Genomic DNA, 22,502 nt, shown 5'->3' on the forward strand with positions numbered 1-22,502 from the left:
GAGTAGTTTTACAGGCAAAGCCGAAACGGATGATAACCACCTACTGAAGTAGGTGGTTTAGGGCTGAAAATAAAAAGGCCATCATAATGATGGCCTTTCTAACTTTAGCATCTAACAGTTGTCGTTTACGTTCGACTGTTTAGATGGTCCTGCAATTACGCTAGCAATTCTTTAGCTGTGTTCACTACGTTTTCAGTCGTGAAGCCAAACATCTCGAATAGCTGACCAGCAGGTGCTGATTCACCGAATGTTGTCATACCGATGATGCGACCGTCGAAGCCTACGTACTTGTACCAGAAATCCGCAATGCCCGCTTCAATAGCGATACGTGCCGTTACGTCTGATGGCAGTACAGATTCACGGTAAGCAGCGTCTTGTTTGTCGAATGCGTCTGTTGATGGCATTGAAACAACGCGTACTTTCTTGCCTTCTGAAGTTAGTTGCTCAGCGGCTTTCACTGCAAGCTCAACCTCAGAACCTGTTGCGATAAGGATTAGCTCAGGCTTACCTTCGCTATCTTTCAGGATGTAAGCACCTTTCGCGATGTCTGCGACTTGTTCAGCAGTACGCTCTTGTTGCGCTAGGTTTTGACGAGAGAAGATAAGTGCAGTTGGTGCATCTTTACGTTCAATCGCTAGTTTCCATGCAACTGCAGACTCAACTTGGTCACATGGGCGCCATGTGCTCATGTTTGGAGTTACACGTAGAGACGCCATTTGCTCAACAGGTTGGTGAGTTGGGCCATCTTCGCCAAGACCGATCGAATCATGCGTGTAAACTTGGATGTTCTGAATTTTCATCAGCGCAGCCATACGCATTGCGTTACGAGCATATTCCATGAACATTAGGAATGTTGCGCCGTAAGGAACGAAACCACCGTGCAATGCGATACCGTTGATGATAGCGGTCATACCGAATTCACGCACACCGTAGTGGATGTAGTTGCCAGAGAAGTCCTCCATTTCTAGAGACTTAGAACCAGACCACATGGTCAGGTTAGAAGGCGCTAGGTCAGCAGAACCACCCATAAACTCAGGAAGCATTTGACCAAACGCTTCTAGTGCATTTTGCGACGCTTTACGTGATGCAATGTTCGCTGGATTTGCTTGAAGATCGGCAATGATTTGGTTCGCTTTTTCTTCCCACTGTGCAGGAAGTTCGCCGTTTAGACGACGTTTAAGCTCTGCCGCTTCTGCAGGGTAAGCTGCAGCGTATGCTTCGAATTTTTCATTCCAAGCTGCTTCTTTCGCGGCGCCCGCTTCTTTTGCATCCCACTCAGCGTAAACATCTGCCGGGATCTCAAATGGGCCGTACTCCCAACCTAGGTATTCGCGAGCCGCTTGGATTTCATCGTGACCTAGTGGTGCACCGTGACAGTCGTGCGAACCAGACTTGTTAGGAGAACCGAAACCGATAATTGTTTTGGTACAGATAAGCGTAGGACGTGGGTCCGCTTTTGCTGCTTCAATTGCTGCGTTGATCGCGTCTGAGTCGTGACCATCGACTGCTGGGATTACATGCCAGCCGTACGCTTCAAAACGCTTAGGTGTATCGTCAGAGAACCAGCCTTCAACGTGACCGTCGATAGAAATGCCGTTGTCATCCCAGAACGCGATCAGTTTGCCTAGACCTAACGTCCCAGCAAGAGAGCATGCTTCATGCGAGATGCCTTCCATTAGACAGCCGTCACCCATGAACACATACGTAAAGTGGTCAACGATATCGTGACCTTCTTTGTTGAACTGTGCCGCTAGTGCTTTCTCTGCGATCGCCATACCAACAGCGTTAGTGATGCCTTGACCTAGAGGACCAGTTGTTGTCTCGATACCAGGCGCGTAGCCGTACTCTGGGTGACCTGGGGTTTTTGAGTGCAATTGACGGAAGTTTTTCAGATCGTCAATAGATAGCTCGTAACCGCTTAAGTGCAGTAGAGAGTAAATAAGCATTGACCCATGACCGTTTGACAGCACAAAGCGATCGCGGTCGGCCCACTCTGGGTTTGAAGGGTTATGGTTTAGGTGAGAGCGCCAAAGAACTTCAGCGATATCAGCCATACCCATTGGTGCGCCTGGGTGGCCTGAGTTAGCTTGTTGAACACCATCCATGCTTAGAGCACGAATTGCATTGGCAAGATGTTTACGAGACGACATGTCTGCTCCTGAGTACATTAAGCGAAACGAAAAGTAGGTCATAATTCTCTCAAAGCCCTGTTGGGTGTGCAAACGTTTTCCAGTCCAAAACCTCACAAATATTGCACCTTTCGCGCCAAATCGTTCGAAGTTCTTAAAATTATCAATAAATCAGGCAAACGTTTGGTTATAACAAAAACCAAAAAAGAGCTTGTAATTCGAGCAATCAAATTTAGAATAGACGTCTAGATGTAGATACACCTACAAAAATTAGTATTAATTTGCGCTGGAGAGTTTATCATTCCCCAGTTTTAAACCAGATATAGTGGAGCTAACATGGCTAAGCACCTGTTTACTTCTGAGTCAGTATCAGAAGGTCATCCAGATAAAATTGCAGACCAGATTTCTGATGCGGTTCTTGACGCGATTCTAGAGCAAGATCCAAAGGCTCGTGTTGCATGTGAGACTTACGTTAAAACCGGTATGGTAATGGTGGGTGGTGAAATCACGACTTCAGCATGGGTAGACATCGAAGAGTTAACTCGTGAAACCGTTCGTGAAATCGGCTACGTACATTCAGATATGGGCTTTGACGCAGATTCTTGTGCGGTACTAAACACAATCGGTAAACAGTCGCCAGATATCAACCAAGGTGTTGATAAAACTGACCCTAAAGAACAAGGTGCAGGCGACCAAGGCATCATGTTTGGTTACGCTTGTAACGAAACTGAAGTACTAATGCCAGCGCCAATTACTTACTCTCACCGTCTTGTTCAAAAGCAAGCAGAAGTTCGTAAAAACGGCACACTACCTTGGTTGCGTCCTGATGCAAAATCTCAGGTAACATTCCAATACGATCAAGGTAACATCGTTGGTATCGACGCGGTTGTTCTTTCAACTCAACACTGTGACTCAATCTCAACTTCAGACCTGCGTGAAGCGGTAATGGAAGAGATCATTAAGCCAGTGCTACCTTCTGAGTGGATCAACAAAGAAACAAACTTCTTCATTAATCCAACCGGTCGCTTCGTAATCGGCGGTCCTATGGGTGACTGTGGTCTAACTGGTCGTAAGATCATCGTAGATACCTACGGCGGCGCAGCTCGTCACGGTGGCGGTGCGTTTTCTGGTAAAGATCCATCAAAAGTTGACCGTAGTGCAGCATACGCAGCACGCTACGTAGCGAAAAACATCGTAGCCGCAGGCATGGCTGACCGTTGTGAGATCCAACTTTCTTACGCAATCGGTGTTGCTGATCCAACGTCTATCATGGTGGAAACGTTCGGTACTGAGAAAGTATCTCACGACATCATCATTGAAGCGGTTCGTCAATTCTTCGACCTACGTCCATACGGTCTACAAGAAATGCTTAACCTTCTTCAACCTATCTACAAGAAGACAGCGGCTTACGGTCACTTCGGTCGTGAAGAATTCCCGTGGGAAGCGACAGACAAAGCTGCACTTCTACGCGATTTCGCTGGCATCAAATAATCAAGCCAAGCAAGAATCAATCAAGCCCTCGCCTATGGTGGGGGCTTTTTATTTTCAGCAACTTTTATCTAGCCATTTCGGCTCATACCGCCCTGCCCCACAAAGCAGTCCTGTTTCTCCCTCATTTTTATACCGAATAAATTTTAAGCAATTATTTGTAAATTATCCCATCTCCGCCAATAGTTAAAATATTGTTAACTCCAATTTAAATAGAGACGTCGGATGCTGGCGACTGTGGAAGCAACACTTAAGTAAAGACATGAGTCAGGCATCTTTATGGCCGATACCAAACTAAGCCAATGCTCAGATGTAAACTTGAAAAAGTCGCTTCAAGTTTGACTGAACAAAAACCGCTGTCAGTTGGTATAAGCGGATAATGTGGGAATAAATCAAGGAGGAGTTATGCCTCGAACTGTTAATCCATCGGACTTCCACAACAAGCGAAAGGAAGTGCCAGACAACGAATACGCCAGAACCATACCGTGCAATACGGTCAATCTTTCTGCACCTTTTCATTGGCTCGCATTAGGTCTGCATGATTTCGTGCGAATGCCGCTTATTAGTGCTTTCTATGGCATCTGTTTTATGGCAGCAGCCATAGGCATTGTTTTGCTCGTACAGTGGCAAGGCACACACTTGGTCGTCATGCCCAGTTTGATTGTTTACATGTTAATCGGTCCGTTTCTCGCGCTCGGCTTGTATGATGCCAGTTGGGAGAGAGAGCGCGGACACAAAGCAAGCTTGTTCCATTCAATGAAAGCGATCGGTCGTAACTCAACATCTCAATGGGCGTTCGCCGTGTTACTCGCAGTGTGTATGATATTTTGGATGCGCATTGCCGCTCTACTTCATGCGCTCTACCCTTCTGTTCAAGGGGCACCTTTAAGTGAGTTTCTACCCTTCCTTGTCATCGGCTCTTTAGTTGGCTTTGTTTTGGCTTGTGTGGTGTTTAGTATTTCAGCCTTTTCTATTCCGCTCATGATGGAGCGTCGCGTAGACATGATGACCGCTGTATTTACCAGCTTTAATGCAGTGAAATCCAACATTCCAGCAATGATTGTTTGGGCAGCGATCATCTGTGGCGGTATTCTTATCGGCTTTGCGACCTACGGGATCGGAATGTTGTTTACCATGCCAATTCTAGGCTACGGTACATGGCACGCTTACCATGCCACCATCAAGAAAAAACACACACCATAATTAACTGATGCTATGATCTGGCCCTCGCAAATGCGGGGGCTTTTTTATTTGATTTATCGAGGTGAATTGTGGATATAGAACTCAGCTATAAAGCCAAGCAAGTGATGGCGGGCTGTATCGCGATGGCGGAACAAGCTTTCAAACGTTCTTTCCCGATTCCAACAATCACCTTCGACGTCCGTGGGAAAGCGGCAGGAAAAGCCTACCTTCAATTAAATCAAGTACGCCTAAACCCTGTTTTATTTCGCGAAAACACCCAAGCATTCTTAGATGAAGTCATTCCTCATGAAGTAGCACACCTGATTACTTATCAGGTTTACGGGCGAGTTAGGCCTCACGGTAAAGAATGGAAAGGCGTCATGGAAGCCGTATTTAACGTACCAGCCAAAACCACTCACAGCTTTGAAGTAAAATCCGTTCAAGGTAAAACCTTTGAGTATCGTTGTGGTTGTATGACCTACCCTCTATCGATTCGCCGTCATAATAAAGTGCTGCGCAAAGAGGCGACGTACTCTTGTCAAAAATGCCGCCAACCACTTAACTTCACCGGTATTCAATTATCGTAGCCCTTACCTCATAGTGTTACTTGCGTTCCCAAAATAAAGATCGAGTTGATCAAAACCTTCCCTTCGCCAACTATTGTTAACTTACTCATCACTAAAGCTATTTTGTGCGTGTTATCATGAATAAAGTCATACTTTATAAAGACTTTTATCATGAAATACTTACTCTCTCTGTTGCTTATCGCGCTTTCTAGCACTGCGATTGCCGCGCCACCGAGCTCATTCTCTGCTGCCAAACGTGAGGCGGTCAAAATTTATCAAGACCATCCAACAAGCTTCTACTGTGGCTGTAACATTCAATGGCAAGGCAAGAAAGGCTTACCCGATTTAGCCTCTTGCGGTTACCAAGTCCGTAAACAAGAAAAACGGGCTGCACGAATCGAATGGGAGCACGTTGTTCCTGCGTGGCAATTTGGCCACCAGCGTCAATGCTGGCAAGATGGCGGACGTAAAAACTGTAAGAAAAAAGACAAAACTTTTCGTTTGATGGAAGCAGACTTGCACAACCTAACTCCTGCTATTGGTGAAGTAAACGGTGACCGTTCGAACTACAACTTCAGCCAATGGAACGGTATGGATGGCGTGAGTTATGGTCGCTGTGAGATGCAAGTGAACTTTAAGCAGCGTAAAGTCATGCCACCAGACCGTGCGCGTGGCTCAATTGCTCGTACCTATCTATACATGAGCAAAGAGTACGGTTTCAAACTGTCGAAGCAGCAAACGCAATTAATGAGTGCTTGGAACAAAACCTATCCTGTCGATAAATGGGAATGTGAGCGTGACGAGCGCATTGCAAAAGTACAGGGCAATCACAACCCATTTGTTCAAGAAGCCTGCCGCGCACTGTAACCTCCGACCTCGAAGCGTTTCAATTACTGATATTGAAACGCTTCTTGCCCCTTGTTTTTTCGGTGCAAAGCATCCATGTTAGGGTTTAAGTTTATTCTCTTGCTGGAAATCTCATGCGTACCCCTCGAATTTATCATCCAGAAACCATTCATCAACTTGGCTCACTTGCTTTAAGTGACGACGCAGCAGGCCATATCGGTCGTGTTTTGCGCATGAAAGAAGGCCAAGACGTTCTCCTTTTTGACGACAGTGGCGCAGAGTTCCCAGCGGTTATCAGTGAAGTCAGCAAGAAATCAGTTTTGGTTAACATCACCGAGCGTGTAGAAAGCAGTATTGAATCCCCTTTAGATCTGCACCTTGGTCAAGTCATTTCACGTGGCGATAAGATGGAGTTCACCATCCAAAAGTCTGTTGAACTTGGCGTCAATACCATCACTCCTCTGATTTCTGAACGTTGTGGCGTCAAGCTTGACCAAAAGCGTTTTGAGAAAAAACTCGCGCAATGGCAGAAAATCGCCATCAGTGCCTGTGAGCAATGTGGGCGTAATGTCGTGCCCGAAATTCGTCCAATTATGAGCTTGGAAGAGTGGTGTAAAGAAGAGTACGATGGTTTAAAGCTTAACCTTCACCCTCGTGCTAAATACTCAATCAACACTTTGCCAACCCCGGTTGAAAAAGTGCGCCTACTGATCGGTCCTGAAGGCGGTTTATCGTCTGAAGAGATCGAGATGACTCGAGAATACCAATTTGAAGAAACGCTACTCGGCCCTCGCGTTCTGCGTACCGAAACAGCGGCTCTGACAGCAATTACAGCCTTACAAGTTCGTTTCGGCGATCTTGGTTAAAACGGAGAAAAATAATGATCAAACTCGGTATCGTAATGGACCCAATCTCGTCCATTAACATCAAAAAAGACTCTAGCTTTGCCATGATGCTTGAAGCGCAACGACGCGGCTATGAAATCCACTACATGGAAATGAATGATCTGCATCTCGATCAAGGCGTTGCCATTGCAGATACTAAAGTGGTAGAACTAAAAGAAGATCCAAACGGTTGGTACGAGTTCAAATCAGAGCAAACTATCGAACTGTCTGAGCTAGACGCGGTGCTAATGCGTAAAGATCCTCCGTTTGATACTGAATACATCTACGCGACTTACATCCTTGAGCGTGCAGAAGAACAAGGTGCACTGATCGTTAACAAGCCTCAAAGCTTACGTGATTGTAACGAAAAGCTGTTTACGGCATGGTTCCCAGAGCTGACACCTACAACGATCGTGACGCGAAAAGCAGAGAAAATTAAAGAATTTCGTGAAAAACATGGTGATGTCATCCTGAAACCGCTTGATGGTATGGGTGGCGCGTCCATCTTCCGTGTAAAAGAAAACGATCCAAACGTCTCTGTGATCATCGAGACATTGACTAACCACGGTCAAAACTACGCAATGGCGCAAACCTTCGTGCCAGATATCAGCAACGGTGACAAACGTATCTTAGTGGTAGATGGCGAACCTATGCCTTACTGTCTAGCACGCATTCCTGCTAAAGGCGAAACGCGCGGCAACCTAGCCGCTGGTGGTACTGGTGAAGCTCGTCCGCTAAGCGAAACCGACCTCAAAATTGCGCAAACCGTTGCTCCGACATTGAAAGAAAAAGGCCTTATCTTTGTTGGCCTTGACGTAATTGGCGACAAGCTAACAGAAATCAACGTCACCAGCCCAACCTGTATTCGCGAAATTGAAGCAGCTTTTGATATCTCAATCACAGGCAAGCTGATGGATGCGATTGAGCGTCGAGTAAAAGGCGAATAACTCAAACTGTATTACAGTTAATAGAGAGCGTAGTACATTAACTTAAGCAAACTCATGCACATACCTAGATGGTAAACTGTATGATGTTTGCTTAAGGGCATTTACGAGAGTTAAGGGTCAGTATGAGTATGAATCTCACAAATCACTTTTTGGTTGCCATGCCTGGGATGAAAGATCCGTACTTTCAAAACAGCGTGATCTACGTTTGTGAGCACAACGAAGACGGCGCTATGGGGCTGATGATCAATGCTCCTGTTGATATCACCGTCGGCAACATGCTCAAGCAGGTGGAAGTTCAGCCAGTACACCCTCGCCTGTTTGAAGCCAGTCTAGATAGACCAGTCTACAATGGCGGCCCAATCTCGGAAGATCGTGGTTTTATTTTGCATAAACCCAAAGATTACTACGAGTCCAGCGTCCAAATGACCGATGACCTCGCGGTAACCACTTCGCGTGATATTCTGTCGGTGTTAGGAACAGAAGCAGAACCAAGTGATTACTTAGTGGCACTTGGCTACTCCGGTTGGAGTGCAGGCCAATTAGAAAGTGAGCTGGTCGAAAACTCTTGGCTCACCATTGAAGCGACGCCTGAAATTATCTTTAATACACCAATCAACGAGCGTTGGAAGAAAGCGGTCGAAAAGCTGGGTATCGACCCAAGTCACCTTTCAGCAGACTCTGGACATGCTTAGTCCAAATATACAGTTACATTAGATAGAGACACCTTATGTCACGCACAATTATGGCTTTTGACTTTGGAACCAAAAGCATTGGTAGCGCTATTGGCCAAGAAATTACTGGTACAGCTTCCCCATTAAAAGCCTTTAAAGCCAATGACGGTATTCCAAACTGGGACGATATCGAAAAGCAAATCAAAGAGTGGCAACCAGATTTGCTAGTGGTCGGTTTACCGACCGATCTGCATGGTAAAGACCTTGAGACCATAACCCCTCGTGCACGAAAATTTGCTAAGCGTCTGCAAGGCCGATACGGATTGCCTGTTGAACTGCATGATGAGCGTTTATCTACTGCAGAAGCTCGTGCGGAGTTGTTCAGCATGGGCGGCTACAAAGCCCTATCGAAAGGTAATGTTGACTGCCAGTCAGCAGTGGTGATTCTAGAAAGCTGGTTTGAAGCTCTTTGGGGTGAGTAAACACTTCAAGCACAATGAAAAAAGGTTGGCTCCTGCCAACCTTTTTTGTTTCTGGATTGGATTAATCCATATCGATCTTAACGTTCGCCAAACTGCCCGTAGAGAATGCTTCACCACGCTGCGTTTTCAACATCAAGCGCAGATCATTCGCTGAGTCGGCACTATGTAGTGCATCCTCTTCGCTGATCTTACCTTGCATCACTAACTTATAAAGAGATTGATCGAACGTCAGCATACCAAACTCATTTGAGCGAGCCATGGTTGACTTCAACTCATGTAAATCTCCGCGACGAATCAAATCCGACACACGTGGACTATTTAGCAAGATCTCAAATACACCATGACGTCCCTGCCCATTTTTATCTCGGATCAGCTGCTGACCAACCACGCCTTTTAGGTTCATCGACAAATCGAACAAGAATTGTTCTTTTTGATCTTTCGGTACCAAGTGAAGAATGCGCTCTAAAGCTTGGTTTGCATTGTTGGCGTGCAACGTTGCCATACACAGGTGACCCGTTTCGGCGAAGGTCATCGCGTATTCCATTGTTTCACGGCTACGGATCTCACCAATCAAAATCATATCTGGTGCTTGGCGCAGCGAGTTTTTAAGCGCAACTTCATAGCTTTCCGTATCTAACCCAACTTCACGTTGAGTCACGATACAGCGCTTGTGTTCATGCACGAACTCGATCGGATCTTCGACCGTCAAAATGTGCCCGGTTTTATTGCTGTTTCGATAGCCTGTCATCGCCGCCATGGTGGTCGATTTACCCGACCCAGTAGCACCGACCACCAGCACCAAACCACGCTTAGCTATCGCCAAATCTTGCAACACTAACGGTAACTTTAACTGCTCAAAAGTAGGAATATTAGTTTCAATACGACGAATCACTGCGCCTGGTAACTCGCGTTGAAAAAAGGCACTCACACGGAAGCGACCACAATCTCTCACAATGGCAAAATTCGACTCGCGACTTTTACGAAATTCCTGACGCCGATCTGGTTCCATAGCGCTGTCGAGTAATGCAGCCACATCACTCTCGGTGAGTTTTTCCCCTTGCGGACGCAATTCGCCATCCACACGAAATAGAATTGGCGCTCCAACCGTGATGTAAAGATCCGACGCTTTCAGCGCCAACATGCCTTCGAGAAATTTATCTAGATCCATCTTCCGTATTCACCATTATCTGTATGAACGTTACGAGAATTGCTGCACTTCTAATCCGATCTTACTATCGACCTCTTCACGAGCAACCATGCCTTGCGCCATTAACTGACGAGCATTTTGCTCCATGGTTTGCATGCCGTGAGCCGCACCTGTTTGAATGATCGAATACATCTGCGCGACTTTGTCTTCGCGGATCAAGTTACGAATCGCAGGCGTTGCCATCATAATTTCATGGCATGCAATACGGCCACCACCATTACGTTTCAATAATTTTTGTGCGATAACCGAACGAAGGGATTCAGAAAGCATCGAGCGCACCATGTCTTTATCGCTGCCAGGGAACACATCGATAATACGGTCAATGGTTTTTGCCGCCGAGCTGGTATGTAACGTGCCGAACACTAAGTGCCCCGTTTCCGCCGCCGTTAACGCAAGGCTGATGGTTTCTTTGTCACGCATCTCACCAACCAGAATGACATCCGGGTCTTCACGCAATGCGCTGCGCAGTGCGTTTTGGAAACTATGGGTGTCACGGTGAACTTCACGCTGGTTGATCAAACATTTATTGTTGTTGTGAACAAATTCAATCGGATCTTCAATTGTGAGTACGTGCTTGTTGTGATTACGGTTAATGTAGTCAACAATGGCTGCTAAGGTCGTCGATTTACCTGAACCTGTTGGGCCAGTGACCAGAACTAAGCCTTTTTCAGCGTTCGCAATTTTTTTGAAGATCTCTGGCGCTTCTAGCTCTTCCAGAGTTGGAATGCTACTTGGAATGGTACGGAATACTGCCGCACAACCGCGAGATTGGTTGAAAGCGTTGACACGGAAACGGCCAACGTTATGCAACTCAAAAGAGAAATCGACTTCGAGTTTTTCTTCGAACTCACTGCGTTGGGCATCGTTCATGATTTCGAAAACCAAACGATGCACTTCTTGGTGTGTAAACGCTGGAATGCCTAGTTTTCTCACATCCCCATCAATACGAACCATTGGTGGGACACCTGCAGAAAGATGTAGATCCGAGGCATTATGTTTTACACTAAAATCCAGTAACTCAGTGATATCCATTTAAAATCCTTAAGTCTAAAGTACAGCTATGAGTAGTATTCAACAAAATATTGAACATATCACCTCTCAAATTCGATATGACGAGCAAAAATGTGGTCGAACTCCAGAGTCAGTGCAACTTCTAGCGGTAAGCAAAACTAAACCTGTCGAGGCAATTCTCGAAGCCTACCAAGCGGGACAAACCGCCTTTGGTGAAAACTACGTTCAAGAGGGCGTCAGTAAAGTTCAGCACTTTGCCGAGCATTATCCAGATAATCGAATCGAATGGCACTTCATTGGCCCGATTCAATCCAATAAATCGCGACTTGTTGCTGAACATTTCGATTGGGTTCACACCATCGATCGAACCAAGATTGCTCAACGCCTGAATGATCAGCGGCCAAGCGAACTTAAACCGCTACAAGTTCTGATTCAGGTTAACACTAGTGGTGAGGCATCTAAGTCTGGTGTCACTGAAGCGGAAGTATTCGAGCTGGCGGAGTTGATTTCTCGCCTACCCAACCTCACTTTAAGAGGGTTGATGTCGATTCCTGCCAACGTGTCTGACTACGAATCACAACTCCGTGAATTTCAGAAGTTGGCTACGTTGAAGCAAACACTCGAAGCACAGTTCCCAGAAATCGATACATTATCAATGGGAATGAGTGGTGATATGACCGCTGCAATCGAAGCTGGTAGTACAATGGTTCGTATTGGAACCGCTATTTTCGGCGCACGAGACTACAGCTAAATCAACAAAACGCTCACTCGCGACATAAGTTATGTCGTCAATCGTTAGAGCGTAAATGCGCAATCATCTTACTCGCCAATAGGAGCAGTAAGTAACAGCGGCGCCATTATACACCTGAGCGCACAACAAATTCTAAATATCATGATGGAAATCAGACAAATGGAACATAAAAAAATCGCCTTCATTGGTGCTGGCAACATGGTGAGAGCCATTGTTTCCGGCTTGGTTGCTAACGGATACCCAGCGCAAAACATTACCGCAACGGCTCCTTCAGAGGCTCGTCGCCTTCTGCTAGAACAAGATTTTGGCATCCGTACCACCAGCGATAACATCCAAGCTGCGACCGAGGCGGATGTGGTGGTATTGTCTGTAAAACCGCAAATGATGGCGGATGTCTGTAAACCACTGCAATCGATCGATTTCACTAATAAACTGGTGATTTCTATTGCCGCAGGCATCAACTGTTCACGATTGGATGATATGCTAGCCACCAAATTGAACTTGGTTCGTGTTATGCCAAATACGCCATCACAGCTTGGGTTGGGTATGAGTGGGTTGTTCGCACCAACTCATGTAACCGAGCACGACAAAGCTTTTGCCGCAGAGTTAATGGAAGCGGTCGGTAAAGTATGCTGGGTTGAGCAAGAGTCTGGCATCAATAATGTGATTGCCGCAGCGGGCAGTGCTCCAGCATACTTCTTCCTGTTTATGGAAGCGATGCAAGCAGAAGCGATTGCGCAAGGCTTTGATAAAGAGACCGCTCGACTATTGGTTCAGCAAGCGGCACTGGGCGCGGCCAGTATGGTGGTTAGCAACCCAGAAACTGAGCTATCGACCCTGCGTGAGAACGTAACATCGAAAGGTGGGACAACGGCAGAAGCACTGCGTACATTCAACGAACATCAACTTTCAGATATTGTCGCTAAAGCCATGCAAGCTGCTGTGGCTCGCGCGGAAGAAATGGAAAAACTGTTTTAATTATTTGGATGAACTCCGTTTAGTATCATCCATCACTTGTTAAGGGTACCTTATGAATTCAATGAGTTTTCTCATCTCAACCCTATTTGACCTGTACATCATGGTCGTAATTTTGCGAATTTGGTTGCAAGCTGCGCGCGCAGACTTCTACAACCCATTCTCGCAATTCATAGTAAAAGCGACTCAGCCGGTCATTGGTCCATTGCGCCGCGTTATCCCTTCCGTGGGGAATATTGACCTAGCAACCGTGTTGTTTGCCTACGTGTTGTGTGTGCTTAAATTTGTCGTGCTTATCCTAATAGCTTCGAACGGTTCCGTCTCTTTCAGCGCTGACTTCTTATTCTTGGGCTTATTATCATTAATCAAAGCCGCAGGTGGCCTATTGTTCTGGGTACTATTGATCCGTGCAATTTTGAGCTGGGTAAGCCAAGGCCGCAGCCCTATCGAGTACGTATTCCATCAACTGACCGAGCCAATGTGCGCTCCAATCCGTCGTATTCTTCCGGCTATTGGTGGTCTTGATTTAAGCGTACTGGTGTTATTTATCGGCTTGCAGTTCGCGAACTTCTTAATGGGCGATATCATTGGTCCAATTTGGTTCCAGCTATAATGTCAGCTGCAGTTTGGCAAGATGGTGAGGACATCATCCTGAAGCTCTATATTCAACCTAAAGCTAGCCGCGATAAAATCGTTGGCTTGCATGGTGAAGAGCTAAAAATCGCCATTACTGCTCCACCTGTCGATGGCAAAGCTAATGCACACCTAACTAAGTTCTTAGCCAAGCAGTTTAAAATCGCTAAGGGCTTGGTTCACATAGAAAAAGGTGAATTAGGACGGCACAAACAAATTCGGATAGAATCGCCTACCCAGATACCGACAGAAATTAAAGCCATCATATGATGGCTTTTTATTTACGATTTTGTACCACACTTACTAATACCAACGACTGAGTACGCATTTTTTACCCCCTGACCAAGGTAAAATTGCAGCTATGGTTGTTTTATAACAAGTGCTTTGAGGAAGTAACAATGAGCAAATGGATTACCGCATTACTGATTAGCCTGTTGTCGTTACCAAGCTTCGCCGATCAGTTTAAAAATATGAAAGATATCGAAGTACACTATGTCGCGTTTAACTCAACATTCCTAACACCCAAAGTCGCACGTAGCTACGATATCAAACGTAATGGATACCTCGCTGTGGTTAATATTAGCGTGTTAGATAGAGCTTCATTGGGTAAGCCAGCATTAGAAGCAAAAATTGCTGGACGCGCGAAGAACCTTATCGGCCAAACTCAGACCTTGACCTTTCGTGAAGTCAAAGAAGGCAATGCGATATACTATTTAGCCGAACTACCAATTACCCACGAAGAAACTTTTACTTTCGATATTGACGTAAAAGCTGGAAACAAAGGCTCAGGTAAGCTTAAATTCACCCAGAAGTTTTATGTTGAAGAGTAATTGGGTTGTGATGTTCCAAAAGCTTTTGGATCTAAGCAGGCTAAAAACCACTTATTAGTTAAAGAATATCTAGAGGAGAACGATTTGTTCTCCTCTATCACTATTAAAAGAGATTCCCATGAAAAAAATTGTGCTAGCAACTGGTAACCAAGGCAAAGTTCGTGAAATGGCAGATTTGTTGTCTGACTTCGGCTTTGAAGTATTAGCGCAAAGTGAATTCAATGTATCGGAAGTAGCTGAAACGGGTACAACTTTCATTGAAAACGCAATCATTAAAGCTCGCCATGCCGCACAAGAAACAGGGCTTCCTGCCATTGCAGACGACTCTGGATTAGAAGTCGATTTCTTAAAAGGCGCTCCGGGCATTTACTCTGCACGTTACGCAGGCGAGAGCGCATCTGATCAAGAGAATCTAGAAAAATTGCTAGCGGCAATGGAAGGCGTACCAGAAGCAGAGCGTACAGCACGTTTCCACTGCGTATTAGTCCTCATGCGTCACGAGAACGACCCAACGCCTATCGTCTGTCACGGTAAATGGGAAGGCCGAATTCTAACTGAAGCACACGGTGAAAATGGCTTTGGCTACGACCCAATCTTCTTTGTTCCTGAAGACAACTGTGCGTCAGCCGAACTTGAACCTGCACGTAAGAAACAACTGTCTCACCGCGGTAAAGCGCTCAAGTCGTTGTTTGCTCAACTGTCTGAGCAAGTGTCTCAGTAATCACGAGCGAATTAGACCATGTTAACGCCCCCAGCACTCAGCTTGTATGTACACATCCCGTGGTGTGTGCAAAAGTGCCCGTATTGCGACTTTAATTCTCACGCGCTCAAAACCGAGATTCCAGAAGAAGAGTACATCAGTGCCCTTTTAGAAGATTTGGATACCGACATTGAGAAATACCGACTTAACGAAGCGCCTCGTCCACTGCATTCAATCTTCATTGGTGGTGGTACGCCGAGTTTGATTTCGGCAGAAGGCATCGAGCGTCTACTTAAGGGCATTGAAGCGCGTATCCCGTTCAAGCCTGAAATCGAAATAACCATGGAAGCGAATCCAGGCACCATCGAAGCAGAGCGTTTTGTTGGCTACCGCAAAGCTGGTGTAACGCGTATCTCTATCGGCGTACAAAGCTTTGAGCAGCAGAAGCTTGAGCGTTTGGGGCGCATTCACGGCCAAGACGAAGCCGTCAATGCTGCTAAGCTGGCGCACCAAATCGGTTTGAACAGCTTTAACCTCGATCTCATGCACGGCTTACCTGATCAAAGCATCGCACAAGCCTTGGCAGATTTGGACAAAGCGATTGAGTTGGCACCGCCGCACTTGTCTTGGTATCAGCTGACCATCGAACCAAACACCATGTTCTACTACAAGCCACCAACGCTACCTGACGATGATGACTTGTGGGATATTTTCGAGCTCGGACACCAAAAACTTGCAGCCGCGGGTTATGTGCAATATGAAATCTCCGGTTACAGCAAGCCGGGCTATCAGTGTCAGCACAACCTCAACTACTGGCGCTTTGGTGATTACCTTGGTATCGGTTGTGGCTCTCATGGCAAACTCAGTTTTACCGACGGACGTATTATTCGAACGACAAAGGTAAAACACCCGCGAGGCTATTTAGCGGCTTATCAAAATATGGTCAAACCTTATCTGCATACAGAACATGTCGTCGCGGATGAAGATCGTCCATTCGAGTTTTTTATGAACCGATTCCGCTTAATCGAAGCCTGTCCGAAGCAAGATTATGTGGACACCACGGGCTTACCGCTCAGTACGATTCAAGAAACCATCGACTGGGCGATAGAAATGGGCTACCTGAGTGAAACGGCTACCCATTGGCAAATTACTGAAAAAGGGAAGCTCTTCCTTAATGATTTGCTCGAAGCCTTTATGGCCGAAGAAAGCGAAGACTAACGCAACCCCAAAACAAAAAAAGCCTCTCAATTGAGAGGCTTTTTATTTAGAAACAGTACCATCCTAAATAAGGTTGACACATTTCCAACATTAGAAAATTGAACGGCCAATTCGCTCTGAGAGCAGCTCAAGCGCCTTAGTACCAGCAAGCGAGTTACCTGAAGGATCAAGCTCTGGAGACCATACTGAAATGGTCATTTCACCAGGTACTACCGCAATAATGCCACCACCAACACCAGACTTACCAGGCATACCAACGCGATAAGCAAACTCGCCCGCGCCATCATACAAGCCACACGTTGCTAACAGTGCATTAAGTTGTTTGGTTTGCACAGGAGAAACTACAGGCTTGCCCGTTTGTACCGATGTGCCCTTGTTTGCTAAATAGCTAAACGTTTTAGCCAAATCGACGCAACTCATCTTCAGCGCACAAGCGTGGAAGTAATTTTGTAGTACTGGAATCACTTCATTTTCGAAGTTGCCAAAAGAACGCATGAGATATGCAATCGCCGCATTACGGTCACCATGCATCATTTCGGATGCCGCAACGACTTTGTCATACACAATATGGGTATCACCAGAAAGCTGACGCACAAACTCCAACAGGCGCTGACGAGGCGCAGATAAGCGAGTTTGTAACAAATCCGCCACTACTATCGCTCCAGCATTTATAAATGGATTACGAGGAATACCTTGCTCCATTTCTAGCTGGATTAGCGAATTAAATGCCTGCCCCGAAGGCTCTTTTCCCACTCGAGACCAAATTTCTTCTTGCTTGTACAAGCACATCGCTAACGTCAAGCTCAATGCTTTTGAAATAGATTGGATAGAGAAAGGTTCATCGGCATCACCCGCCTTAATAACCTCACCTTCGTTGGTGTATACCGCAATACCTAACTTGTTGCTGGGTACTTTTGCCAGAGCAGGAATGTAATCAGCCACTTTACCTTGGCCGATTAAAGGGCGTACTTCCGCCAAAATATCTGTCAAAATTTCCACTGTCGGTTTCATTCTCTACCTTCTATTTACAAGAGAACTCGTTGAGCTCAGAGGTAAAAAAAGCCAACGTGTCGTTGGCTTTTCCATAGGGTTCGTTCGACTCAAGTCGATTATGGTTTTACTGCCACAATAATATTGCGGTTGATAGATTGATCAACACGGTGAAGATAACCGATGTAAGGCTCTTCTGAAAGTACCTTCCAACCTTGCTCTTCAAATAATGCCGCGACATCTTTCCATTTCAATGTGAATTCATTGAAAGACAACACCACTGAACCTTGCTTTTTCAATACCACTTTCCATGCAGGCAGAGCCTCTTTTAAAAGCTCTAGTGGACTACGGTTCAGTTTGCTGTCCTTGGCATTTTTGCTGCCGTGCTGCACGCCATAAGGCAGATCAGACACCATCACATCAACTGAGTTCTTTTTCACGACTTGATCAGCGATACGAGTATCAGCCGAATACAGCTTCATAAATTGAAGATTGCCTTGGTTGTAATCTTCTTTATTTGCTGCAGCTTCAACCACGAAACCATCCGCCACTTTCTTGCCACCCGCAGTGCGCTTTTCTTTGCTCACTTTGTGCTTAAAGCGGCCATTCTTCATGAACTTAACAATAAAGGTCTGGATCTCTTGCACCCACTTGGCGTTGATCTCAACCCCTACCACGTTCAAACCGTGGATCAAGCCTTCAAATAAGGTTGTACCTTTACCACACATTGGATCCATTAAGGTCAGTTGTTCACTTCCCGTATTGGACGCACTAATGCCGATATTCACCATCAAACGGGTAAACTGCTCGTTTGTTTTCCCGGTGTAGCGCAAAATCTGGCTCATACTTTCCGGGAAAGTGTTAAATACGGGCGCTTGAACTGGTCGAAGTAAACCATCTTCGCGCACTTCAAATAGCGCATAGTAAATCGAAGAGGCTGCGATTCTTCGCGCCTGCTCATCGGTTAGCGCTTCCTGACAAGAAAACACCAACGCAGCAGGTAAGCCAACGTCTTTACTACCAATTTCTGTCACATCCACGCCTTGTGAAGCTAAAATTGCTTTTAGCTCAGAACAGGCAATGGTCATTGCGCTATCAAAGTAAATTCGGTTATGACCCGGATTCGCTAATATCGCGTAATGGTACATCCCATGAACTCCTCTGGTTACGCAATACGCTTATATTTGATATCCCAAACACCGTGACCAAGACGGTGACCACGAGCTTCAAACTTCGTTAGCGGGCGATCGTCTGGACGAGGAACGAAATCACCATCTTTAGCAATGTTTTCGAAACCTGGCGCTTGGTTCATCACTTCAATCATGTGCTCTGCGTAGTTTTCCCAGTCGGTCGCCATGTGGAAAATACCTTCATTAGGGATAAGCTTCTCACGCACCATTTCCGCAAAACCTAATTGAACAATACGACGCTTGTGGTGACGCTTCTTATGCCAAGGGTCTGGGAAGAACAATTGCAGTGTCGATAAGCTGCCATTTGGGATCATGTGTTCGAATACTTCTACCGCATCGTGACACATTACACGCAGGTTAGTAATTCCCGCTTCGCGAGCATCGGCAAGACAAGCACCAACGCCTGGGCTATGAACTTCGATACCGATGAAGTTTTTCTCTGGCGCGTTCTTTGCCATTTCAACCAATGAAGCACCCATACCAAAACCGATCTCAAGCACTACAGGGTTATCGTTGCCAAACACCTCTTTCCAATCGAGAAGTTCAGCTTTGAAGTCAATACCCATCGTAGGCCAGCATTCATTCATCGCGCTCTCTTGACCTTTAGTCAAACGCCCTTCACGGCGTACAAAGCTGCGGATTTTGCGGATCAGCTTTCCGTCTTCGTTGTATTCGTTAGTGGTTACTTCACTCATTGATTTTGCCTGCACATTGATTAATCAAAGCGGGGATTATCCAAAGAATTTACTTAGGTGCAAGTATTTGTTGAGCTCTTGGTCTATGGCAACCCAAAAGCAACGACACACCTCTTTATATCCCTACTGTTTATCCGTTGTACTTCTTGCCCATTATGTGGTGCAATTTTGCACCTAACCAATAATAGAATACAGAGCAAGTCGTGACACCTTTCGCCAGTGCCATCCTAGAATGGTATGACGCATATGGAAGAAAAGATCTTCCGTGGCAACAAAATAAGACCGCATACAGTGTCTGGTTGTCTGAAATTATGCTTCAGCAAACTCAGGTCACTACGGTTATTCCGTATTACCAACGTTTCTTGGAGCGCTTTCCAACCGTGATCGATCTTGCCAATGCTGAGCAAGATGAAGTCCTACACCTTTGGACTGGCTTAGGGTACTACGCCCGAGCCCGTAACCTTCACAAAGCAGCACAAGAGGTCGCCTCTACATACAATGGTGAGTTTCCTCTTGATATAGAGAAAATGAACGCCCTACCGGGGATTGGTCGCTCTACCGCTGCCGCCATTTTATCGTCTGTGTATAAACAACCACACGCGATTCTTGATGGTAACGTGAAGCGCACCCTATCCCGCTGTTTCGCAGTTGCAGGATGGCCAGGACAAAAAAAGGTTGAAAACCAGCTGTGGGAAATTGCCGAAACGCACACCCCACAAACGGATGTAGATAAGTATAACCAGGCAATGATGGACATGGGCGCAATGGTCTGCACACGCAGCAAACCCAAATGTAGCCTCTGCCCTGTTGCTGATCTGTGTGTGGCAAAGCAACAAGGTAATGTGCTCGACTACCCGGGCAAAAAACCGAAGAAAGATAAGCCAATCAAGCAAACTCGTTTCGTGATGCTTCACCACAACACCGAAAATGGTCATGAGGTGTGGTTGGAGCAAAGACCACAAACAGGCATTTGGGGTGGCTTATTCTGCTTCCCACAAACCGAACATGTGGATGCAGAAAGCGACATTGAATTGCTACTGGATCAACGCGGCATTCAAGCCAGCAATATCAAACAGAAGCAAACACTGATTACCTTTCGTCATACATTCAGCCATTACCACCTAGATATCACGCCAATTTTGATTGATTTATCAAAGCAACCGGACGTGATAATGGAAGGCAACAAAGGTCTTTGGTATAACTTATCTAAACCTGAAGAAGTCGGTTTAGCCGCGCCAGTAAAACTATTGCTGGAAACGCTACCCCACGAACTTCGTTAATTGAATACAAGGAGTCATTATGAGCCGCACTGTATTTTGTGCTCGACTAAAGAAAGAAGGCGAAGGTCTAGACTTTCAACTTTACCCTGGTGAACTAGGTAAACGCATTTTCGACAACATCTCGAAAGAAGCGTGGGCTCAGTGGCAACACAAACAAACCATGTTGATCAACGAGAAGAAACTCAACATGATGGATCCAGAACACCGCAAACTGATCGAAACAGAAATGGTAAATTTCCTCTTTGAAGGAAAAGACGTTCATATCGAAGGTTACACACCTCCGAGCGAATAAAGTCGCTTGAGTTAAACAATGACATCACAACCATTTGTGGTGTCATTTTTCTATTACCTTCAATAACTCTGATACTTATGAAAAAAATTGTCTTTATTGCTGCCGCACTTTTAATGGCAGGCTGTAGCCGTGAATTCGTCGAAAAGATTTATGACGTCAACTACGAGCCAACAAACCGTTTTGCCAATAACTTAGCTGAGCTACCAGGACAATTTGAAAAAGATACTGCGGCGCTAGATGCCTTAATCAATAGCTTTTCAGGCAATATTCAAAAGCGCTGGGGTAAAAAAGAAATCAAGTACGCTGGCAAGAGTAATTACGTTAAGTACATCGATAACTACCTTAGCCGCGCCGAGGTCGACTTTCGCAAAGGCGTGATCACGATAGAGACCGTATCACCGACCGAGCCCCAAAAACACCTAAAAGACGCGATTGTCACCACCTTATTAACACCAGACGATCCCGCGCACGTCGACTTATTCTCCTCTAAAGGTATCACGTTAGAGGGGCAACCATTCCTGTATAAACAAGTTGTCGACCAAGACAATAAGCCAATTCAATGGTCTTGGCGGGCAAACCGATTTGCGGAATACCTCATCGCAAATAAAATAAAAACCAAAAATGTAGATTTCAAGAAAGCGTATTACGTCGAAATTCCCATGGTTGAAGACCACTTTTCAACACGCAGCTACCAATACGCCGATATCGTGCGTCGAGCTTCCAAGAAATACGACATTCCAGAAGACTTGATATACGCCATTATTAAAACCGAGAGCAGTTTCAACCCATACGCGGTAAGTTGGGCAAATGCATATGGCCTAATGCAAGTTGTACCTAAAACAGCGGGACGAGATGTGTTCAAACTCGTGAAAAAGCGCTCGGGCCAACCAAGCCCTGAATATTTGTTTAATCCAGAAAACAACATAGATACTGGTACTGCGTATTTCTATATCTTAAAAAATCGTTATTTAAGAGAAGTCCGCCACCCTACCTCTCTCGAGTACAGCATGATTTCAGCTTACAATGGCGGTACTGGAGGAGTTTTAAACACATTTCATCGCAGTGATCGCAAACGCGCAATGCAAGATCTTAATTCATTGCAACCCAACCAAGTTTATTGGGCGTTAACCAAGAAACACCCGAACGCAGAAGCGCGTCGCTACCTAGAAAAAGTTACAAATTTCAAAAAGGAATTTAACTCGAAGCAAACTTTGTAGTGACAGTTGAATAAAAAGCGTTCGAACAACCACTTTTTTGAAATTATTTAAAAAAAGTGGTTGACGCAACGCGGGAAAATCCGTTTAATAGCGCTCCGTTGCCCGGATAGCTCAGTCGGTAGAGCAGAGGATTGAAAATCCTCGTGTCGGTGGTTCGATTCCGCCTCCGGGCACCACAATTTGATTTGTTGGTGTCTTAACGAAATGTTATAACACGGACAAAAGCACAAAGAATAAAGTGTGCCGACTTAGCTCAGTAGGTAGAGCAACTGACTTGTAATCAGTAGGTCACCAGTTCGATTCCGGTAGTCGGCACCA

24 protein-coding genes and 2 tRNA genes are annotated in these 22,502 nt (G+C 45.7%); 20 read left to right on the forward strand and 6 right to left on the reverse strand.

Annotation, left to right across the window (positions count from 1 at the left end):
• Positions 1-155 precede the first annotated feature (155 nt).
• Positions 156-2,150, reverse strand: a complete 1,995-nt coding sequence (tkt, locus tag R7Z49_RS21940) for a transketolase (RefSeq protein ID WP_054577167.1) — start codon at positions 2,148-2,150, stop codon at positions 156-158.
• Positions 2,151-2,465: 315 nt separating this feature from the next.
• On the opposite strand from tkt, the gene metK reads away from it, so the two are divergent.
• The 8 genes from metK (at position 2,466) to ruvX (ending at position 9,195) form a co-directional block, all read left to right on the forward strand.
• Positions 2,466-3,620: a methionine adenosyltransferase gene (metK, locus tag R7Z49_RS21945; protein ID WP_186584655.1), complete on the forward strand. Its 1,155-nt coding sequence runs from the start codon at positions 2,466-2,468 to the stop codon at positions 3,618-3,620.
• A 402-nt stretch (positions 3,621-4,022) separates the two neighbouring features.
• Positions 4,023-4,820 (forward strand): DUF2189 domain-containing protein, encoded by a 798-nt coding sequence (locus R7Z49_RS21950; protein WP_005381026.1) that lies wholly within the window; start codon positions 4,023-4,025, stop codon positions 4,818-4,820.
• 68 nt (positions 4,821-4,888) lie between these two features.
• Complete coding sequence (locus tag R7Z49_RS21955; protein WP_005381025.1) at positions 4,889-5,386, forward strand: SprT family zinc-dependent metalloprotease; 498 nt, start codon at positions 4,889-4,891, stop codon at positions 5,384-5,386.
• A gap of 150 nt (positions 5,387-5,536) precedes the next feature.
• Positions 5,537-6,232, forward strand: coding sequence for a deoxyribonuclease I (gene endA / locus R7Z49_RS21960; protein ID WP_053306786.1), 696 nt, complete (start codon positions 5,537-5,539; stop codon positions 6,230-6,232).
• Positions 6,233-6,345: 113 nt separating this feature from the next.
• Entirely contained in the window at positions 6,346-7,077 is a 732-nt protein-coding gene (rsmE, locus tag R7Z49_RS21965; RefSeq protein WP_053350809.1) for a 16S rRNA (uracil(1498)-N(3))-methyltransferase, read from the forward strand.
• Positions 7,078-7,091: 14 nt separating this feature from the next.
• Positions 7,092-8,042 (forward strand): glutathione synthase, encoded by a 951-nt coding sequence (gshB, locus tag R7Z49_RS21970; RefSeq protein WP_005381021.1) that lies wholly within the window; start codon positions 7,092-7,094, stop codon positions 8,040-8,042.
• Positions 8,043-8,170: 128 nt separating this feature from the next.
• Positions 8,171-8,734, forward strand: coding sequence for a YqgE/AlgH family protein (locus tag R7Z49_RS21975; protein WP_005381020.1), 564 nt, complete (start codon positions 8,171-8,173; stop codon positions 8,732-8,734).
• A 35-nt stretch (positions 8,735-8,769) separates the two neighbouring features.
• Positions 8,770-9,195: a Holliday junction resolvase RuvX gene (gene ruvX, locus R7Z49_RS21980; RefSeq protein WP_005381017.1), complete on the forward strand. Its 426-nt coding sequence runs from the start codon at positions 8,770-8,772 to the stop codon at positions 9,193-9,195.
• 61 nt (positions 9,196-9,256) lie between these two features.
• Here ruvX and R7Z49_RS21985 read toward each other — a convergent pair whose 3' ends face one another.
• Together R7Z49_RS21985 and R7Z49_RS21990 are read right to left on the reverse strand one after the other, a co-directional pair.
• Positions 9,257-10,363 (reverse strand): PilT/PilU family type 4a pilus ATPase, encoded by a 1,107-nt coding sequence (locus R7Z49_RS21985; protein WP_005381016.1) that lies wholly within the window; start codon positions 10,361-10,363, stop codon positions 9,257-9,259.
• 30 nt (positions 10,364-10,393) lie between these two features.
• The gene (locus tag R7Z49_RS21990; protein WP_005381015.1) at positions 10,394-11,434 is read right to left on the reverse strand and encodes a type IV pilus twitching motility protein PilT; all 1,041 of its coding nucleotides are present in this window, start codon (positions 11,432-11,434) and stop codon (positions 10,394-10,396) included.
• 28 nt (positions 11,435-11,462) lie between these two features.
• On the opposite strand from R7Z49_RS21990, the gene R7Z49_RS21995 reads away from it, so the two are divergent.
• From R7Z49_RS21995 to hemW, 7 genes are all read left to right on the forward strand, one after another.
• On the forward strand, positions 11,463-12,164 hold the full coding sequence (locus R7Z49_RS21995) for a YggS family pyridoxal phosphate-dependent enzyme (RefSeq protein WP_005384521.1): 702 nt from the start codon (positions 11,463-11,465) through the stop codon (positions 12,162-12,164).
• 159 nt (positions 12,165-12,323) lie between these two features.
• Positions 12,324-13,142, forward strand: coding sequence for a pyrroline-5-carboxylate reductase (gene proC / locus R7Z49_RS22000; RefSeq protein WP_005381013.1), 819 nt, complete (start codon positions 12,324-12,326; stop codon positions 13,140-13,142).
• 52 nt (positions 13,143-13,194) lie between these two features.
• The gene (locus R7Z49_RS22005) at positions 13,195-13,752 is read left to right on the forward strand and encodes a YggT family protein (RefSeq protein ID WP_005381012.1); all 558 of its coding nucleotides are present in this window, start codon (positions 13,195-13,197) and stop codon (positions 13,750-13,752) included.
• On the forward strand, positions 13,752-14,042 hold the full coding sequence (yggU, locus tag R7Z49_RS22010) for a DUF167 family protein YggU (protein ID WP_005381011.1): 291 nt from the start codon (positions 13,752-13,754) through the stop codon (positions 14,040-14,042). The genes R7Z49_RS22005 and yggU overlap by 1 nt, the downstream gene beginning before the upstream one ends.
• Before the next feature lie 128 nt (positions 14,043-14,170).
• Positions 14,171-14,602, forward strand: coding sequence for a DUF4426 domain-containing protein (locus tag R7Z49_RS22015; protein ID WP_005381010.1), 432 nt, complete (start codon positions 14,171-14,173; stop codon positions 14,600-14,602).
• A gap of 118 nt (positions 14,603-14,720) precedes the next feature.
• Complete coding sequence (locus R7Z49_RS22020; protein ID WP_005381009.1) at positions 14,721-15,323, forward strand: XTP/dITP diphosphatase; 603 nt, start codon at positions 14,721-14,723, stop codon at positions 15,321-15,323.
• 18 nt (positions 15,324-15,341) lie between these two features.
• On the forward strand, positions 15,342-16,520 hold the full coding sequence (gene hemW, locus R7Z49_RS22025; protein WP_186584654.1) for a radical SAM family heme chaperone HemW: 1,179 nt from the start codon (positions 15,342-15,344) through the stop codon (positions 16,518-16,520).
• A gap of 90 nt (positions 16,521-16,610) precedes the next feature.
• Here the strand turns inward: hemW and glsB are convergent, their stop codons facing one another.
• The 3 genes from glsB to trmB form a co-directional block, all read right to left on the reverse strand.
• Entirely contained in the window at positions 16,611-17,531 is a 921-nt protein-coding gene (gene glsB / locus R7Z49_RS22030; RefSeq protein WP_005381007.1) for a glutaminase B, read from the reverse strand.
• Positions 17,532-17,629: 98 nt separating this feature from the next.
• Positions 17,630-18,658: a TRM11 family SAM-dependent methyltransferase gene (locus R7Z49_RS22035; protein WP_005384509.1), complete on the reverse strand. Its 1,029-nt coding sequence runs from the start codon at positions 18,656-18,658 to the stop codon at positions 17,630-17,632.
• A gap of 17 nt (positions 18,659-18,675) precedes the next feature.
• On the reverse strand, positions 18,676-19,395 hold the full coding sequence (trmB, locus tag R7Z49_RS22040; protein WP_005384506.1) for a tRNA (guanosine(46)-N7)-methyltransferase TrmB: 720 nt from the start codon (positions 19,393-19,395) through the stop codon (positions 18,676-18,678).
• Between the two features lie 203 nt (positions 19,396-19,598).
• Between trmB and mutY the strand changes: the two genes are divergently transcribed.
• The 5 genes from mutY (at position 19,599) to R7Z49_RS22065 (ending at position 22,502) form a co-directional block, all read left to right on the forward strand.
• Complete coding sequence (mutY, locus tag R7Z49_RS22045; protein WP_017635575.1) at positions 19,599-20,675, forward strand: A/G-specific adenine glycosylase; 1,077 nt, start codon at positions 19,599-19,601, stop codon at positions 20,673-20,675.
• 19 nt (positions 20,676-20,694) lie between these two features.
• Positions 20,695-20,967 (forward strand): oxidative damage protection protein, encoded by a 273-nt coding sequence (locus R7Z49_RS22050; RefSeq protein ID WP_005381002.1) that lies wholly within the window; start codon positions 20,695-20,697, stop codon positions 20,965-20,967.
• Positions 20,968-21,044: 77 nt separating this feature from the next.
• Entirely contained in the window at positions 21,045-22,184 is a 1,140-nt protein-coding gene (gene mltC / locus R7Z49_RS22055; protein WP_005381001.1) for a membrane-bound lytic murein transglycosylase MltC, read from the forward strand.
• A 100-nt stretch (positions 22,185-22,284) separates the two neighbouring features.
• Positions 22,285-22,360 (forward strand) — tRNA-Phe (locus R7Z49_RS22060).
• 66 nt (positions 22,361-22,426) lie between these two features.
• Positions 22,427-22,502, forward strand: a tRNA-Thr gene (locus tag R7Z49_RS22065).

Source organism: Vibrio sp. 1562, from assembly GCF_033340155.1.
GTDB classification, from domain to species: Bacteria; Pseudomonadota; Gammaproteobacteria; order Enterobacterales; family Vibrionaceae; genus Vibrio; species Vibrio alginolyticus.

What these genes read in the sequence shown, in the direction of transcription:
- metK (WP_186584655.1), top strand. Translation starts at nt 2,466, where the DNA reads ATGGCTAAGCACCTGTTTACTTCTGAGTCAGTATCAGAAGGTCATCCA.
- ruvX (WP_005381017.1), top strand. Translation starts at nt 8,770, where the DNA reads ATGTCACGCACAATTATGGCTTTTGACTTTGGAACCAAAAGCATTGGT.
- endA (WP_053306786.1), top strand. Translation starts at nt 5,537, where the DNA reads ATGAAATACTTACTCTCTCTGTTGCTTATCGCGCTTTCTAGCACTGCG.
- proC (WP_005381013.1), top strand. Translation starts at nt 12,324, where the DNA reads ATGGAACATAAAAAAATCGCCTTCATTGGTGCTGGCAACATGGTGAGA.
- gshB (WP_005381021.1), top strand. Translation starts at nt 7,092, where the DNA reads ATGATCAAACTCGGTATCGTAATGGACCCAATCTCGTCCATTAACATC.
- trmB (WP_005384506.1), bottom strand. Translation starts at nt 19,395, where the DNA reads ATGAGTGAAGTAACCACTAACGAATACAACGAAGACGGAAAGCTGATC.
- R7Z49_RS22050 (WP_005381002.1), top strand. Translation starts at nt 20,695, where the DNA reads ATGAGCCGCACTGTATTTTGTGCTCGACTAAAGAAAGAAGGCGAAGGT.
- hemW (WP_186584654.1), top strand. Translation starts at nt 15,342, where the DNA reads ATGTTAACGCCCCCAGCACTCAGCTTGTATGTACACATCCCGTGGTGT.
- tkt (WP_054577167.1), bottom strand. Translation starts at nt 2,150, where the DNA reads ATGTCGTCTCGTAAACATCTTGCCAATGCAATTCGTGCTCTAAGCATG.
- R7Z49_RS21975 (WP_005381020.1), top strand. Translation starts at nt 8,171, where the DNA reads ATGAATCTCACAAATCACTTTTTGGTTGCCATGCCTGGGATGAAAGAT.
- R7Z49_RS22005 (WP_005381012.1), top strand. Translation starts at nt 13,195, where the DNA reads ATGAATTCAATGAGTTTTCTCATCTCAACCCTATTTGACCTGTACATC.
- R7Z49_RS21990 (WP_005381015.1), bottom strand. Translation starts at nt 11,434, where the DNA reads ATGGATATCACTGAGTTACTGGATTTTAGTGTAAAACATAATGCCTCG.
- R7Z49_RS22020 (WP_005381009.1), top strand. Translation starts at nt 14,721, where the DNA reads ATGAAAAAAATTGTGCTAGCAACTGGTAACCAAGGCAAAGTTCGTGAA.
- rsmE (WP_053350809.1), top strand. Translation starts at nt 6,346, where the DNA reads ATGCGTACCCCTCGAATTTATCATCCAGAAACCATTCATCAACTTGGC.
- R7Z49_RS22035 (WP_005384509.1), bottom strand. Translation starts at nt 18,658, where the DNA reads ATGTACCATTACGCGATATTAGCGAATCCGGGTCATAACCGAATTTAC.
- R7Z49_RS21950 (WP_005381026.1), top strand. Translation starts at nt 4,023, where the DNA reads ATGCCTCGAACTGTTAATCCATCGGACTTCCACAACAAGCGAAAGGAA.
- R7Z49_RS21995 (WP_005384521.1), top strand. Translation starts at nt 11,463, where the DNA reads ATGAGTAGTATTCAACAAAATATTGAACATATCACCTCTCAAATTCGA.
- glsB (WP_005381007.1), bottom strand. Translation starts at nt 17,531, where the DNA reads ATGAAACCGACAGTGGAAATTTTGACAGATATTTTGGCGGAAGTACGC.
- mltC (WP_005381001.1), top strand. Translation starts at nt 21,045, where the DNA reads ATGAAAAAAATTGTCTTTATTGCTGCCGCACTTTTAATGGCAGGCTGT.
- R7Z49_RS22015 (WP_005381010.1), top strand. Translation starts at nt 14,171, where the DNA reads ATGAGCAAATGGATTACCGCATTACTGATTAGCCTGTTGTCGTTACCA.
- yggU (WP_005381011.1), top strand. Translation starts at nt 13,752, where the DNA reads ATGTCAGCTGCAGTTTGGCAAGATGGTGAGGACATCATCCTGAAGCTC.
- R7Z49_RS21985 (WP_005381016.1), bottom strand. Translation starts at nt 10,363, where the DNA reads ATGGATCTAGATAAATTTCTCGAAGGCATGTTGGCGCTGAAAGCGTCG.